Raw genomic sequence first — 15,223 nt, forward strand, 5'->3', positions numbered from 1 at the left:
GGGCGGCTCCCCGGGGCGGCCCCTCGTTCAGCGCGGGGCGTAGCGGATCTGCGGACGGCCGGCGCGACCGTACTCGGTGTGCCGGGCGGCGACGCCGTCGTCGGCCAGGCGTTCGAGGTACCGCCACGCCGTCACCCGCGACACGCCCACTGCGCTGCCCACCTCGGCGGCCGTCAGCGGGCCCGACGCCTCCCGCAGACACCGGGCGACCGCATCGAGAGTGTGGGGCGCGACGCCCTTCGGGGACGACGCACGCGGATCGGAGGTCCGCAGCGCCGCCATCGCCCGGTCGATGTCGTGCTGGCCGGCGGCCGCGCCGGACGCGCCGAGCGCCTCGCGGTAGGCCAGGTAGTGGTCGAGCTTGTCGCTCAGGGCGGCGAAGGTGAAGGGCTTGAGCAGGTAGAGCACGATACCCCGGGCGACGGCGGTGCGAACGACCTCGAGGTCGCGCGCGGAGGTCACGGCGATGATGTCCGGGCTCGGCCGGATCCCGCTCAGCGCCGCCGCGACGTCGAGGCCGCTCATGTCGGGCAGCCCGATGTCCAGCAGCACCAGATCCACCGGCTCACCGGCCTTCGCGGCCTCCGCGACGGCACGCAGCGCGTTCCGGCCGGTGCCGGCGACGGCGACGACCGTGAACTGCGGCAGTCGATCGACGTACGCGCGGTGGGCGTCGGCGATGCGAGGCTCGTCCTCCACGACGAGGACGCGAATCACGGTGCGCCGCCTGCGTGCTCGGCCTGCAGGGGGATCTCGGCGACGACCATCGACCCCAGCGACGGCTCGGTACGCAGGGTGCCGCGGTGCCGCGTCACCACCTGCGCGACGAGGGCCAGCCCCAGGCCGTGGTGGTCTGCCTTCGTGGAGTAGCCCCGCGTCATGGCGCGGGCGAGGGTTTCCGGCGACATCCCCGGTCCGCTGTCCGCCACTTCGACGATCATGTTCGAATCATCCTGTCGTATCGTCACTTCCACCCACGGTTCGTCGACGGCCCGGGCGGCGTCGATGGCGTTGTCCACCAGATTGCCGACGAGTGTCACCAGGTCGCGGGTGCCGAGGGGGGTCGGGCCCAGCGCGGTGTCGTCGGTGACGGTCAGTTCGACGCCGCGTTCGGCGGCGTCGTTGATCTTCCCCAGCAGCAGGGCGACGAGTGCGGGTTCCTGCACCGACGCGGTGAGCCGGTCGATGAGCTGCTGCGACAGGCGCAGTTCCTCCGTCGCGAACGCGACCGCCTCCTCGGGACGTCCCAGTTCGACCATCGTGACGATGGTGTGCAGCCGGTTCGCCGACTCGTGTGCCTGTGCGCGCAGCGCGTCGGCGAAACCGCGGACCGAGTCCAGTTCGCCCAGCACCGTACGTAGCTCGGTGCGATCCCGCAACGTCGTCACCGTGGCGATCCGCCGGCCCTCCCACTGCACCGGGCTGCGGTCGACGACCAGGACGCGGTCCTCGGTGAGAAGTACGTCACCGCGGGCGTCCGCGTCCGGGCCGGCCACCCGCAGCGCCTCGGGCAGATCGTCCGTCGTGACCGGGCCGTCGCCGAGACCGAGGAGGCGCCGCGCCTCGTCGTTGACGACCTCCACGCGGGCGGGGTCGTCGGTGCCGATCACGATCAGGCCCTCCCCGATCGCGTGGAGGACCGCGTCGTGGTGCTCGTAGAGCCGGCGCAGTTCGTCCGGCGCGAGTCCGAGGGTCTGGCGGCGCAGGCGCCGGCTGACGAGCACGGCGCCGGCCGCGGCGACGGCCAGGGCCGCGGCCGACAGACCGAGTAGGGCGGGCAGCCCGCGGGCGAACTGGTCGGCGACCCGCGCGTGGGTGACGCCGACGGAGACGAGACCGACGACCTGCCCGCCGTCGAGGATCGGCGCCACGGCCCGGATGGACGGGCCGAGCGAACCGGCGTAGGTCTCGGTGAACGCCGTGCCGTCGAGCGCAGCGTCGATGTTGCCGCTGAACGGCAGACCGATCATGGCGGGATCGGTGTGGGTGTACCGGGTGCGGTCCGGCGCCATCACGACGATGAAATCGGTACCGGTCGCCTCGCGGATCCGTTCGGTGCGCGGCTGCAGCACCGCCGTCGGATCCGGCGTCCGCAACGCCGCGGCCGTCGAATCGGAGCCCGCGAGAGCCTCGGCGATGCCGAGGACGGTGCGGCGGGTGGCGTCGTCGCTGTCGCGGCGTTCGTCGATCCCGACGAGGACGGTGCCTGCGGCGATGACCAGGGCGAGCACCGCCAGCTGCAGCACCAGCAGCTGACGCGCCACGCTCATCGACGGCCGGTGCGCGGTCGGCGGCACGGGCGTACTCCTTCCGGATGCCGGTGGGTCCGCCTCGTGAGCGCGACATCACCTGAACGAAATGAACGCAACCTTCACCGGGTGAGGCTGCGACACCACCATTTCTATCAGGAACGTGACCGCGATCACGAAGCCCCCGAACCGCCCATCCGAGAGGATCCGCCATGAGCACGTCACCAGACTCCCGGGCACCCGGCGCCACGCCACCGGCCCAGCGCAGAGACCGCACGCACTGGCTCTACGTCGGTGTCATCGTGGCAGTGGTGGCCGGCGTCCTCGTCGGCTGGCTCGCCCCGGACGTCGGCAAGTCGTTCGGCGTCCTCGGCACGATGTTCGTCGACCTCATCAAGATGATGATCAGCCCGGTCATCTTCTGCACGATCGTCCTCGGCATCGGCTCGGTGCGGGCCGCTGCCAGCGTCGGCAAGGTCGGCGGCCTGGCGATGGTGTACTTCCTCGGCATGTCCACCGTCGCGCTGGGCATCGGCCTGGGGGTGGGCAACCTGCTCGATCCGGGCAGCGGCCTCAACCTGTCCCCGGAGGCCGCCGGCGCCGGCGCCGCGCTGGCCGACAAAGCCCATGCCGCGGGCGGGACCATGGACTTCGTCGCGTCGATCATCCCCACGTCGCTGCTGTCGGCGCTGACCGAGGGTAGTGTGCTGCAGACCCTGTTCGTCGCGCTGCTGGTCGGCTTCGCGCTGCAGGCACTCGGCAAGTCCGGCGAGCCGGTCCTGCGCGGCATCGGCTACGTGCAGAAGCTCGTGTTCAAGATCCTGTCGATGATCCTGTGGCTCGCTCCGATCGGTGCCTTCGGCGCCATCGCCAACGTGGTCGGGCAGACCGGTCTCGGCGCGGTCGTCCAGCTCGGCACCCTGATGATCGGGTTCTACCTCACGTGCGTGCTGTTCGTGTTCGGTGTGCTCGGCTCCCTGCTGCGGATGGTGGCCGGGGTGTCGATCTTCAAGCTGGTCAAGTACCTGGCCCGCGAGTACCTGCTGATCTTCGCGACGTCCTCGTCCGAGTCCGCGCTGCCGCGGCTCATCGCGAAGATGGAGCATGTCGGGGTCGAGCGCACGACCGTCGGTGTCGTCGTGCCCACCGGCTACTCGTTCAACCTGGACGGCACCGCCATCTACCTGACGATGGCCTCGCTGTTCATCGCCGACGCGCTCGGTTCGCCGCTGTCGCTGGCCGAGCAGCTCTCCCTGCTGGTGTTCATGATCGTCGCGTCGAAGGGCGCGGCCGGGGTGAGCGGGGCGGGCCTGGCCACGCTCGCCGGCGGCCTGCAGAGCCACCGTCCGGAGCTGCTCGACGGCGTCGGCCTCATCGTCGGCATCGACCGGTTCATGTCCGAGGCGCGCGCGGTCACCAACTTCTCCGGCAACGCCGTCGCCACCCTGCTGGTGGGAACGTGGACCGGAACCGTCGACCGCGGTCGCGTCCGCGACGTCCTCGCCGGCCGTATCCCGTTCGACGAGGAGACGATGGTCGACGACGGCCACGGCCCGGCCGACGCGAAACCTGCCGTCGTGGTCGAGGAGGCGAAGGTCCTGGCGCGCGCCTGACGCGGTACCGCTCGCGGAATCCACTGTGGCCGAATGTCACACCGGGTCGATCAGATCGAACCGGTGTGACATTCGGCCACACGCACGCGCGAGTGCGGGTCAGGCCGGACGGAACCGGGCCGCGACGTGGGCGCCGACCCGTTCGACGAGGTGATCGAAGAAGACCTGCGGGTCCGTGGCGACGACGATCTCGGCGTTCGGCGGCCGGCCCCACATGCCGGACCAGTCGGCGACGGTGGTGCCGCGGGTGAGCCGGCCGTCGAGTTCGACGTCGACGGTCGCCGGGCGGGTGGTGAAGGGCACCGTTCCGAGGGCGACCGCCGCCGCGAACGGATCGTGGACGTGGGCCAGGAAGCCCTGACCCTGGTCGCGGTGGAACTCCATGTAGAAGCGCAGCGCATCGGACAGGTGCCGCACGATCGGGTTGGACGCCCGCGAGCGCAGACCGCGCGGATCGTCCGGCGAGAGGAGCTCGGCCGGGACGCTTCCCGCGGCCTCGGCCAGACGTCGCAGGTGATCGGGCCGCATCGCGATCGACTCGGTGGTGTCGAGGGAGCACACGATCGGCCGGCGGTCGGGTGCCACGGCGGAGAATGCGTCGAACACCGCCTTCGCGGCCTCCGGATCCACCGCGATGTTCCATTCCGAGGTGGGTGTGGTGTTGCCCGGGTAGTTGAACGCCCCGCCCATCACGACCAGGCGGCGCAGCCGGTGGGGGAGTTGCGGATCGAGCCGGACGGCCAGCGCCAGGTTGGTGAGCGGACCGGTGACGAGGCCGACGAGTTCGCCGGGGTGGGCGCGGGTCAGCTCCACCCACGCCTCGGCGGCGCTGCGGCCCGACGGGCCGTGACCGGGGGCGGGCAGGTCGGCGTAACCGACGCCGCGCGGACCGTGCGTGTCCTCGGTGGTCATCAGCGGCGCGACGAGTGGGGCCTCCGATCCGACGGCGACCTCGATGTCCGGTCTGCCGCACACCTGCAGCCACGCCAGGTTGTTCGCGGTCACCTGCGGGACGGGCACGTTCCCGGCGGTGGAGAGCACCGCGGCGATCTCCGCTTCCGGACTCGCCAGCAGGTAGAGCAGGGCGAGAGCATCGTCGATGCCGGTGTCGACGTCGGCGACGAGGCGGATGGGTTCGGGCACCCGCCCATCCTGCAGCACGTGCCCGCGGCCCGGCACGGCCGGTGCCGCGGACTCCCGCTCAGGAGGGTGGTGTCGGGTCGACCAGACCCTCGGGGAGCCGGCGGAACATCTCGGCAAGCTGCGGCAGGAAGTCGCGGAAGCCGCTGGTCTTGCGCCAGAACATGCCGATGTGGCGACGCGGGACGGGCTCGGCGAACCGCAGCAGCCGGATCTCCGGGGGCTGGGCGACCGGGGTGGTGACGGCCAGGCGCGGCAGCAGGGTCACCCCCACCCCGGCGATCACCATCTGCCGCAGGGTCTCGAGGCTCGTCGCCCGGAAGCCGTTGCGTTCGGCGGCTCCGGTCAGCCGGCACACCTCGAGGGCCTGGTCCCGCAGGCAGTGACCGTCCTCGAGCAGCAGCAGGCTCTCGTCCGCGATCACCGACACGGGGGCAGGTTCGGGTGTGCCGGCCAGCGGATGGGAGGCCGGGACGGCGAGCACGAAGTCCTCGGAGAACAGGTACTCCTGGTGCAGGTGGTCGTCGTCGATCGGCAGTGCGAGCACGCAGACGTCGAGGTCGCCGCGGCGGAGCCGTTCGAGCAGGTCCTCGGTCTTCTCCTCGATCAACAGCAGTTCGAGATCGGGAAACCTCGCCCGTACCGACGGCACGACGTGCGGGAGCAGGTACGGGGCGAGGGTCGGGAACAGGCCGATGCGGAGCGTGCCCGACTCCGGGTCGGAGAACTGCCGGGCGATCTCGCGGATGTTCGCGGTCTCGCTCAGAATGATCCGGGCCCGCTCCACGATCTGCGTGCCCGCGCCGGTCAGGGTGATCTGACGCGGGCTCCGCTCGACGAGTTCGACGCCGAGTTCCTGTTCGAGCTTGCGGAGCTGGGTCGACAGCGTGGGCTGACTGACGAAGCAGGCCTCCGCCGCCCGGCCGAAGTGGCGATGGTGCGCCACCGCGGCCAGGTACTCGAGATCACGCAGGTTCACGACGGACGAACTACCGGACGGTCGCGGCGACCGAGTCCTCGGCCGGGGCGCTGGTGCGGATGAGGTGGTCGAACGCGCCGAGCGCCGCGGTCGCGCCGGCACCGGCGGCGATGACGATCTGCTTGTACGGCACCGTGGTGCAGTCACCGGCCGCGAACACACCCGGCACCGAGGTCTGGCCACGGTCGTCGATCACGATCTCGCCGCGCGGCGACAGCTCGACCGTCCCGGCGAGCCACTCGGTGTTGGGCAGCAGACCGATCTGGACGAAGACGCCCTCGAGCTCGAGCGTGTGCGACGTCTCGGTGGTGCGGTCCTGATAGGTCAGGCCGGTGACCTTGGTGCCGTCGCCGAGGACCTCGGTGGTCAGTGCGCTGACGACGATGTCCACGTTCGGCAGGCTGCGCAGCTTGCGCTGCAGCACCTCGTCGGCGCGCAGCACCGAGTCGAATTCGATGAGCGTGACGTGCGCGACGACGCCGGCGAGGTCGATGGCGGCCTCCACACCGGAGTTGCCGCCGCCGATCACGGCGACGCGCTTGCCCTTGAACAGCGGTCCGTCGCAGTGCGGGCAGTAGGTCACGCCCTTGTTGCGGTACTCGGTCTCGCCGGGCACGTTCATCGAGCGCCACCGCGCGCCGGTGGACAGGATCACGGTACGGGCGAGGAGGGAGGCGCCGCTGTCCAGTTCGACCTCGACGAGGCCACCCTCGACGGTCGCCGGCACGAGCTTCGCGGCCCGCTGCAGGTTCATGACGTCGACGTCGTACTGACGGACGTGATTCTCGAGCGCGGCGCCGAGCTGGGGACCTTCGGTGTAGGGCACGGAGACGAAGTTCTCGATCGCCATCGTGTCGAGCACCTGGCCGCCGAAGCGCTCGGCAGCGAGTCCGGTGCGAATTCCCTTGCGGGCGGCGTAGATCGAGGCTGCGGCGCCGGCCGGTCCGCCGCCGACGACGAGTACGTCGAACGGGTCCTTCTCGGCGATCGCGGCGGCCGCGCGGTCTGCGGCGCCGGTGTCGAGCTTGCCGACGATCTGCTCGAGGCTCATGCGGCCCGAGTCGAACAGTTCCCCGTTGAGATACACCGTCGGTACGGCCATCACCTGGCGTCCGTCGACCTCGTCCTGGAACAGGGCGCCGTCGATGGCGACGTGCGTGATGCGCGGATTGAGTACGCACATCAGGTTCAGCGCCTGCACGACGTCCGGGCAGTTCTGGCAGGAGAGCGAGAAGTAGGTCTCGAAGTGCAGTTCGCCGTCCAGGTCGCGGACCTGCTGCTGCAGTTCCTCCGGCTCCTTCGACGGGTAACCGCCGACCTGGAGGAGAGCGAGTGCGAGGGAGGTGAACTCGTGACCGAGCGGGATGCCGGCGAAGCGGACCTCGATATCGGTGCCGACCCGGTGGATGGCGAACGAGGGGCGTCGTGCGTCGTCGTCGCGGCGCTCGTGGGTGATCTTGTCCGACATCGCCGCGATCTCGTCGAGAAGGGCGGCGAGTTCGGCGGACTTGGGTCCGTCGTCGAGGGAGGACACGAGCTCGATCGGCAGGGTCAGCCGCTCGAGGAGGGACTTCAGTTGGCCGGCGAGCGAGGCTTCGAGCATGGGTATCTACTCCATCGACGGGTGGGGAACGGTGATCGGAATTCGGCACGGCGCCGGGTGGCTCGGCGCTCCGGGAGCGCGGGGCCCGATGTGGGCCGGGCCCCGCGCCGCAGGAAGGTCGGATCCGGAGGTGTCAGATCTTGCCGACGAGGTCCAGCGACGGGGCGAGGGTCTCGGCGCCCTCTTCCCACTTGGCCGGGCAGACCTCGCCCGGGTGCGACCGGACGTACTGAGCGGCCTTGACCTTGCGGACGAGCTCGGCGGCGTTGCGGCCGATGCCCTCGGCGGTGACCTCCATGAACTGGACGATGCCGTCGGGGTCGACGAGGAAGGTGCCGCGGTCGGCCAGGCCCTCGTTCTCGCGCAGCACCTCGAAGTCGGTGCTGATCTGCAGGGTCGGGTCGCCGATCATGGCGTACTTGATCTTGCCGATGGTCTCGGAGGAGTCGTGCCACGCCTTGTGCGTGAAGTGGGTGTCGGTGGAGACCGAGAAGACCTCGACGCCGAGCTTCTGCAGCTCCTCGTAGTGGTCGGCAAGGTCACCGAGCTCCGTCGGGCAGACGAAGGTGAAGTCGGCCGGGTAGAAGAAGAAGATCGCCCACTTGCCCTTGATGTCCTCGTCGGAGACGGAGATGAAACCACCCTCCTGGTAGGCGGTCGCGGAGAAGGGCTTGATCTGCTTGTTGATCAGGGCCACGTTGAACCTCTGTTCGGTCGATAGGGATTCTGACCTTTCAAACACTAACGAGTTTCGATAGGCAGGGCCAATCGATCGACTGCATTCGATTGATAGTCTGCATCTATCGATCCGATCGGCGCGGCGAAACCCCAGTTGGGCGACCGAACCGCCGTCCAGGCGCAGGGGCACGCGCGTCGAGACGTGACCGATATCACGACTGCTGCGAGGCGGTGTCGGTGACGCGGAACACCGGGTAGCGCGAGGCCACGGCCGCGAGTTCCGCCCGGGTGGGTGCACCGGCCAGGCCGAAGTACATGTCCGCCTCCCGAGCGATCTTCCGGTGGCCGGGTTCCCGTCCGCCCCGCAGCAGGTAGGCGCGGAGGATGTCGGCGCGGCCGGGGACCGGTACCTCGACCAGGGTGACCGCCCGACGTCGGCGACCGCGGACCAGCAGTGCGCGCCCGGCGGCAGCCCGCACGTTGCGGGCCCACTGGGACTGGCCGGCCAGCGACAGCAGGTACTGCTCGCCGTCGTGGTCCAGCAGCAGCAGATTGGTCCGGCGCACGACACCGGAGCGACGGCCGGGGACCTCCAGCGTCACGACATTCCGCGGGCTGAGCCGCAGCCGGGTCAGTGCGTGGCCGAGCCACTGCAGCCGCGCGTACACCGGCGGTGGGGGCCGATACCGGCCCGCTCCGCCGTAACGGGGCGCGGCCACGGCGCTCCGGAGCCTGCGCAACCGACCGGTCCGGGGGCGGTCGAGTTGCCGGGCCAGGTGGTGCAGCGCCCCGGCCGTCCCGGTCGTCAGCGGCAGCCCGTGCCCGGGGGCGAGCATCTGCGGCTGCAGCGCCGCCAGGGCAGCGACGGACCGCACTGCCGCCGGCCGGCTCCAGGTGGTGTACCGGGGTGGCCCGGCCAGCCGCTGCCGGCCCGTCAGCACCCCGGTGACCGAGTTCAGGTCCACGGTCACGGTGGCGTCCCCGGTGATCAGCACGCCGTCGCTGCGCCGCAGGTAGGCCACGTGCCCAGGGGTGTGCCCGGGGGTGTGCACCCATTGCCAGTCCGGCAGCCCCGGCACCGCGCCGCCCGGCTCCAGCGGGCGCACGACGTCGGTGATGTCGCCTGCGTGCTCGATCCGTGCCCGAGTTCGCCGGGGCAGCAGTCGCATCAGTGGGGCCACCACCCACCGGTCCAGCGGCATCGTGAACTCCGGCAGGTAGCGGCCCGCCGCCATCGGCAGCTCGGCGGGGTGCACGTACACCGGCACCCGCCAGGTCCGGGCCAGCGCCCCGGCCGCCCCGCAGTGGTCCGGATGGATGTGGGTCAGCACGATCGCCGCCGGTTTCGTGCCCCGGCCGAACAACGACTCTGCTGCCGCGGTGACGATCTCGGCGCTGCCGGACCAGGCCGCGTCCACCAGCACCCACCTCGCTGCCGACCCGAGCAGGTAGACGTTGGGGGCGGCGGCAGTCCGCCCGGCCCGGAGGAGGTGGACGCCGGGGGCGATCCGGTGCGGTCCGGTGCGAGAGGTCATCGGGTACTCCTGCGGTGGTGATCGTCAGGCAGGCGGAGCCGGGTGGCGTGCTGCCACGCCGCGAGCCGGTCGCGAGCCCGGGCGGCCCGCAGTGCCAGGATCGCCCCGCCGAAGGGTGGGCGATCCGAACCCCTCTCCGGTTCTCTGTCCGGCAGCGCAGTGAACCGATCTCCGGTCAGTGTATTCAGCCCTGCTCGACTTCGATCCACGTCGTCCGGCGCATGCCTGCGACGCGGGGCCACGTTCCGCGTTGACCGCGCGCCTCCGGGAGGTTGTGCCGATGCCCGCTCCGCGCGACCATCGTTCGATGACCGGCCATGTCGAGGTCCGGGCGTACGCCGAGTTGAACGACTTCGTCGCGCCCGAGTCGCGGGGCGTCGCGGTGCGACGGCCGTTCCGGAGCCACCAGACGGTCAAGGACGTCGTCGAGGCGATGGGCATCCCGCACACGGAGATCGATCTGATCGTGGTCGACGGGGAGCCGGTGGACTTCGCGTACCGCCCGCGGCCGGGTGCCCGCATCGCGGTCTATCCGTTGTTCGAGGCGCTCGACATCGAACCGATCACCCGGCTGCGCCCGGTTCCGCTGCGGGAGCCCCGGTTCGTGGTCGACGTGAACCTGGGCCGGCTCGCACGCCTGCTCCGGCTGCTCGGGTTCGACGTGATCTGGACGTCGGACATGGACGACGCGGAACTGGCGCGGATCGGGAGTGCCCATCAGCGGATCCTGCTGACCCGCGACCGGGGACTGCTCGAGCGCCGGGAGATCACCCACGGGCTGTTCGTGCACGCCGACCGTCCGCTCGAACAGATCGTCGAGGTCGTGCGCCGGCTCGATCTCGGGGCACGGTTCGCTCCGTTCACCCGATGCCTGCGCTGCAACGGCAGGCTCGTCGCCGTGTCCAAGGAGGAGGTGCTCGATCAGCTCGAGCCGCTCACCCGCCGCTTCTACGACGAATTCTCCCGCTGCACGGACTGCGGCCGGATCTACTGGGCGGGCTCGCACCACCGGAATCTGGTCGCCCTCGTGCGGGAGATCGATGCGGAGCTCTGACGCGCTCAGACGCGCAGACCGACCTCGACGATCGCCTGGGCGACGGCGCGCACCGGCGCCTGACGGCGGCGCGCGTAGGAGCGGATCAGCTCGAATGCCGCAGCCGGGGTGACGCCGCGGGCCTGCGCGGTGATGCCCTTGGCCTGCTCGACGACGATGCGGGTGTCGAGCGCGGTCTGCAGCTGCGCCGAGAGTTGTTCCTGCTGGCGCATCTTGTCGGAGTTGACGATGTAGCCGGTGGCCATGTCGGCGAACACCTGCGCGGCGGCGAGCTCGTCGTCGGCCCATTCCCGGGGTTCGCGGCAGTAGAGGTCCAGGGCGCCGACCTTGACCTCGCCGAGTTGCATCGGGACACCGGCGACGGCGGCGATCCCGAGCCGCCGCGCCTCGGCGGCGAATTCCGGCCACAGGTCGTCGCGGCCGCGGACATCGGCGACGGCGATGGTCTCGCCGTGGGTGAAGGCGTGCGCGCACGGTCCGGCGTCGAATCGTTCCTGGCACCGCTCCATCGCGTCGACCTGTTCGCCGGCGGCGGTGACGAACCGGAGCCGGCCGTCGACGTGCAGAGTCACTCCCGCTCCTGTCAGTTCGAGCACGGAGGTCACCTTGCCCACGACTGCGTCGAGAGCGGCGTCGACCTCGTACGGGGTCAGCAGGCGCTGCGCGAACTTCGACAGCGCAGCGACGAACTCCTCGTGCCGGTAGGCCATCACCACCCCCTGGGCCGCGCGGACGTATCCCGATTCTTCCGTACTGCAAGTGTTCCCCGGAACGCCGAGATGATGCCGCGAAAGTCCGGATCCGGACCGCTCCACGGCCCCGGGTGGCGCCGAGCGGCCGGATCCCTAGGATTCGATCACGCGATCCGGGCGCCGCGGGCGCGAGCAAGGAGGCTGTGCGATGAACGAGGAAGCCGGCCCTCGGGACGTCCCCGACACCGAGGCGAGAGCCGAGTTCCGGTCCAGCTACCGCCACGGCTTCCTGCGGGTCGCGGCCTGCGCGACGCCGACGGCGATCGTCGACCCGGCGGCCAACGCGGCGACGGTGCTGCGGGCCGCACGGGTCTGCCACGACGACGGGGTCGGGCTCGCGGTGTTTCCCGAGCTGACACTGACCGGGTACTCGATCGAGGACCTGTCGATGCAGGACACGGTGCTGGAGGCGGCCGAGCGGGCACTGGCGGAGGTCGTCGCCGGCTCGGCGGGCCTCCTGCCCGTCCTGCTGGTGGGGCTGCCGTTGCGGCCCCGGCACCGGATCTACAACGTGGTGGCGGTCGTGCACCGCGGGCGGATCCTGGGGGTCGCACCCAAGTCGTATCTGCCGACGTATCGGGAGTTCTACGAGCGCCGGCAGCTCGCACCGGGCGACGACGTGCGCGGCACGGTTCGCCTCGCCGGTCACGAGGTTCCGTTCGGTCCCGACCTGCTGTTCGAGGCCACGGATGTTCCCGGTCTGGTGCTGCACGTGGAGATCTGCGAGGACATGTGGGTGCCGATCCCACCCAGCGCGGAGGCCGCTCTGGCCGGCGCCACGGTGCTGGCGAACCTGTCGGGCAGTCCGATCACCGTCGGCCGCGCCGAGGACCGGCATCTGCTGGCTCGTTCGGCGTCGTCGCGGTGCCTGGCCGCCTACGTGTACTGCGCGGCGGGAGCGGGGGAGTCCACCACCGATTTGTCCTGGGACGGGCAGGCAATGGTGTACGAGAACGGGATGCTGCTCGCCGAGACCGAGCGGTTCCCGCGCGGCGAACAGCACGCGGTGGCCGACGTCGACCTCGAGCTGCTGCGCAACGAGCGCACCCGCATGGGCACCTTCGACGACAACCGGCGTCGTCACGCCGCCCGTCTCGACGCGTTCCGCCGCATCACGTTCACCCTCGCACCCCCGCTCACCGACATCGGCCTGCGACGCCGGGTCGAGCGCTACCCCTTCGTGCCCGCCGACCCGGCCCGCCTCGAGCACGACTGTTACGAGGCCTACAACATCCAGGTCGCGGGGCTCGAACAGCGCCTGCGTGCGCTGAGTGGTCCGACGGCGGGCGGGCCGAAGGTCGTCATCGGGGTGTCGGGCGGACTCGATTCCACCCACGCGCTCATCGTGGCGGTCAAGGCGATGGACCGGCTCGGCCGTCCGCGTGAGGACGTGCTCGCCTTCACCCTCCCGGGGTTCGCGACGAGCGACCGGACCCGGGAGAACGCCCGCCGGCTGTGCCGCGCGCTCGGGGTGACGCTCGAGGAAATCGACATCACCCGTGCCGCCCGCGTGATGCTCGAGGACCTGGGTCACCCGTTCGCGCGCGGGGAGCGGGTCTACGACATCACGTTCGAGAACATCCAGGCCGGGCTGCGCACCGACTACCTGTTCCGGGCCGCGAACCAGCGCGGTGGGCTGGTGCTCGGGACGGGGGACCTGTCGGAGATCGCACTGGGCTGGTCGACGTACGGCGTCGGGGACCAGATGTCGCACTACAACGTCAACGCCGGGGTGCCGAAGACGTTGATCCAGCATCTGATCCGCTGGGTCGTCTCGTCCGGGCAGTTCCACGCCGAGGTCGGCACCGTTCTCGAGGCCGTCCTGGGTACCGAGATCAGTCCCGAGCTGGTCCCGGTCGGGGAGGGGGAGACACCGCAGAGCACCCAGGCCGCGATCGGTCCGTACGACCTGCACGACTTCTTCCTGTTCCAGGTGCTGCGCTTCGGGTTCCGGCCGTCGAAGATCGCCTACCTGGCGTGGCAGGCCTGGCACGAGACCGGTGCCGGGGACTGGCCGGCCGGCCATCCCGAGCATGCCCGCCGCGCGTACGACCTGCCCGAGATCCGGCGGTGGCTGGGCGTGTTCGTCCAGCGGTTCTTCGCCTTCAGTCAGTTCAAGCGGTCCGCGATGCCGAACGGTCCGAAAGTGGCTGCCGGTGGCTCGCTCTCACCGCGCGGGGACTGGCGCGCGCCCTCGGATGCGTCCGCGCGCATCTGGCTCGACGAACTCGAGCGGGAGGTGCCGCGCGACCGGGACTGCTCAGGTGCCGAGGAGATCGGTCAGCGGTGAGTCGGCTCGCCGGCCGCGCAGCGCCGCCGAGACACCGTCGAGGATGTGCTCGAGGACGGCCCCCGACGTGGCGAAGTTGATGCGCACGAACGCTTCTGCCGAACGTCCGAAGGGTCGGCCGCCGTCGACCAGCACCCGGCCGAGGTCCCGGATCCGGCGGACCGGATCGTCGACGGCCAGAGCCGAGACATCGACCCAGCTGAGGTAGGTGCCCTCCGGCCGATGGTGGCGGGCTTCCGGCAGGTGCTCACGCAGGACCGTGTCGACCCGCCGGCGGTTGCGGTCGAGCACGCGGAGCAGGGCCTCCTGCCAGTCCTGGCCGTGTCGCCATGCGGCCAGGGTGCCGAGCACGGCAGGGGTCGAGACGGTGCCGTACAGGTCGGGCGGTTCTCGGTCCCGCACGGCAAGCAACTGCTTCGACCCGTAGTGCGCGACGGCACAGCGCAGGCCGGCGATGTTGAATGCCTTGCCGGCCGAGGTGAGGGTGATCGTCCGCGCCGCCGCGTCCGCACCGATCGACGCGAACGGGATGTGCCGGTGGGGCGCGTAGATCAGCTCCGCATGGATCTCGTCGCTGACGACGAGCAGGTCGAACTCGGCGGCAAGTTCGGCGATGCGGGTGAGTTCGGGACGGGTGTGGACCCGTCCCGTCGGGTTGTGCGGGTCGACCAGGACGAGCACTTTCGGGCGTTCGGCGACGAGCGAGGCCCGGAGCGCGTCGAAGTCGAGCCGCCACCCCTCCGGGGTGTCGACGAACGGGAATTCGACGGTCCTGCGGCCCATGGTCGCGATCGTGGCCAGGAAGGGCGGGTAGTTCGGGGTCTGGATGACGACACCGTCGCCGCGCTCGGTGTGCACATGCAGGATCAGCTGCAGCGCCTGGATGAGATCGGTCTGCTCCCGCACGTCGGCGGGGTCGATCGTCCATCCGTAGCGGGACTGCATCCGCCGGGCGAACTCCGCGCGCAGCGGGGTGCCGCCGGCCCAGTCGGGGTAGCCGAGCTCTCCCGACCGGGCCGCGTCGCACAGCGCGTCCCGGATCGCGGGGGCGATCGGGAAGTCCATGTCGGCGACCCAGGCCGGCAGGGCGCCCGCGCGGACGGCACGTGCCCACTTGACGCCGGTGCGACGGACGAGATCACCGATCTCGAGGTCGTCGAATCCGGGTTGCCGGGCTTCCGGCGCGGGTGACGCTCCGGTCAACGGGGATCCCCGGGTCGAGGTCGTCTCCGGTGCGGCGATCCGCATCCGGTCGGCGTCGTTCCTCGTCGGGTGGCCGAACGGTCCATGCAGTGAGTGTGCCCGCGGCGCGGATCGGGCGGAGGCGAAC

Annotated in this window: 12 protein-coding genes; 3 read left to right on the forward strand and 9 right to left on the reverse strand. The window is 70.9% G+C overall.

The annotated features are described in order from the left end of the window. Positions 1-27: 27 nt before the first annotated feature. Both RR3_RS05635 and RR3_RS05640 read right to left on the reverse strand, forming a co-directional pair. The gene (locus RR3_RS05635; protein WP_017680607.1) at positions 28-717 is read right to left on the reverse strand and encodes a response regulator; all 690 of its coding nucleotides are present in this window, start codon (positions 715-717) and stop codon (positions 28-30) included. Then, complete coding sequence (locus RR3_RS05640) at positions 714-2,270, reverse strand: sensor histidine kinase (RefSeq protein WP_064066467.1); 1,557 nt, start codon at positions 2,268-2,270, stop codon at positions 714-716. Before RR3_RS05640 ends, RR3_RS05635 begins: the two co-directional genes overlap by 4 nt. A 191-nt stretch (positions 2,271-2,461) precedes the next feature. On the opposite strand from RR3_RS05640, the gene RR3_RS05645 reads away from it, so the two are divergent. Then, positions 2,462-3,862, forward strand: coding sequence for a cation:dicarboxylate symporter family transporter (locus RR3_RS05645; RefSeq protein ID WP_026137724.1), 1,401 nt, complete (start codon positions 2,462-2,464; stop codon positions 3,860-3,862). 99 nt (positions 3,863-3,961) lie between these two features. On the opposite strand, the gene RR3_RS05650 is transcribed toward RR3_RS05645, so the two are convergent. The 5 genes from RR3_RS05650 to RR3_RS05670 form a co-directional block, all read right to left on the reverse strand. Beyond that, entirely contained in the window at positions 3,962-5,005 is a 1,044-nt protein-coding gene (locus RR3_RS05650; protein ID WP_064066463.1) for a nucleoside hydrolase, read from the reverse strand. Positions 5,006-5,063: 58 nt separating this feature from the next. Continuing rightward, on the reverse strand, positions 5,064-5,981 hold the full coding sequence (locus RR3_RS05655) for a LysR substrate-binding domain-containing protein (RefSeq protein WP_010593795.1): 918 nt from the start codon (positions 5,979-5,981) through the stop codon (positions 5,064-5,066). Positions 5,982-5,991: 10 nt separating this feature from the next. Further along, positions 5,992-7,584 (reverse strand): alkyl hydroperoxide reductase subunit F, encoded by a 1,593-nt coding sequence (gene ahpF, locus RR3_RS05660; RefSeq protein ID WP_010593796.1) that lies wholly within the window; start codon positions 7,582-7,584, stop codon positions 5,992-5,994. Positions 7,585-7,717: 133 nt separating this feature from the next. Then, positions 7,718-8,281 carry an alkyl hydroperoxide reductase subunit C gene (gene ahpC / locus RR3_RS05665; RefSeq protein WP_003936729.1) on the reverse strand — a complete coding sequence of 188 codons (564 nt, stop codon included), beginning with the start codon at positions 8,279-8,281 and terminating at the stop codon, positions 7,718-7,720. Positions 8,282-8,474: 193 nt separating this feature from the next. Next, positions 8,475-9,797 carry a nitroreductase/quinone reductase family protein gene (locus RR3_RS05670; RefSeq protein ID WP_017680613.1) on the reverse strand — a complete coding sequence of 441 codons (1,323 nt, stop codon included), beginning with the start codon at positions 9,795-9,797 and terminating at the stop codon, positions 8,475-8,477. Between the two features lie 307 nt (positions 9,798-10,104). Between RR3_RS05670 and RR3_RS05675 the strand changes: the two genes are divergently transcribed. Continuing rightward, positions 10,105-10,851 carry a Mut7-C RNAse domain-containing protein gene (locus tag RR3_RS05675; RefSeq protein WP_026137725.1) on the forward strand — a complete coding sequence of 249 codons (747 nt, stop codon included), beginning with the start codon at positions 10,105-10,107 and terminating at the stop codon, positions 10,849-10,851. A gap of 5 nt (positions 10,852-10,856) precedes the next feature. Here RR3_RS05675 and RR3_RS05680 read toward each other — a convergent pair whose 3' ends face one another. Further along, positions 10,857-11,561: a GAF and ANTAR domain-containing protein gene (locus tag RR3_RS05680; protein ID WP_225222235.1), complete on the reverse strand. Its 705-nt coding sequence runs from the start codon at positions 11,559-11,561 to the stop codon at positions 10,857-10,859. Between the two features lie 190 nt (positions 11,562-11,751). Here RR3_RS05680 and RR3_RS05685 point away from each other — a divergent pair, with 190 nt between their 5' ends. Next, positions 11,752-13,893: an NAD(+) synthase gene (locus tag RR3_RS05685; RefSeq protein ID WP_010593801.1), complete on the forward strand. Its 2,142-nt coding sequence runs from the start codon at positions 11,752-11,754 to the stop codon at positions 13,891-13,893. On the opposite strand, the gene RR3_RS05690 is transcribed toward RR3_RS05685, so the two are convergent. Then, positions 13,864-15,141, reverse strand: coding sequence for a MalY/PatB family protein (locus RR3_RS05690; protein ID WP_017680616.1), 1,278 nt, complete (start codon positions 15,139-15,141; stop codon positions 13,864-13,866). The two genes, RR3_RS05685 and RR3_RS05690, sit on opposite strands and share 30 nt — an antisense overlap. Between the last annotated feature and the right edge of the window lie 82 nt (positions 15,142-15,223).

It is taken from the genome of Rhodococcus ruber NBRC 15591, assembly GCF_001894945.1.
GTDB classification, from domain to species: domain Bacteria; phylum Actinomycetota; class Actinomycetes; order Mycobacteriales; family Mycobacteriaceae; genus Rhodococcus; species Rhodococcus ruber.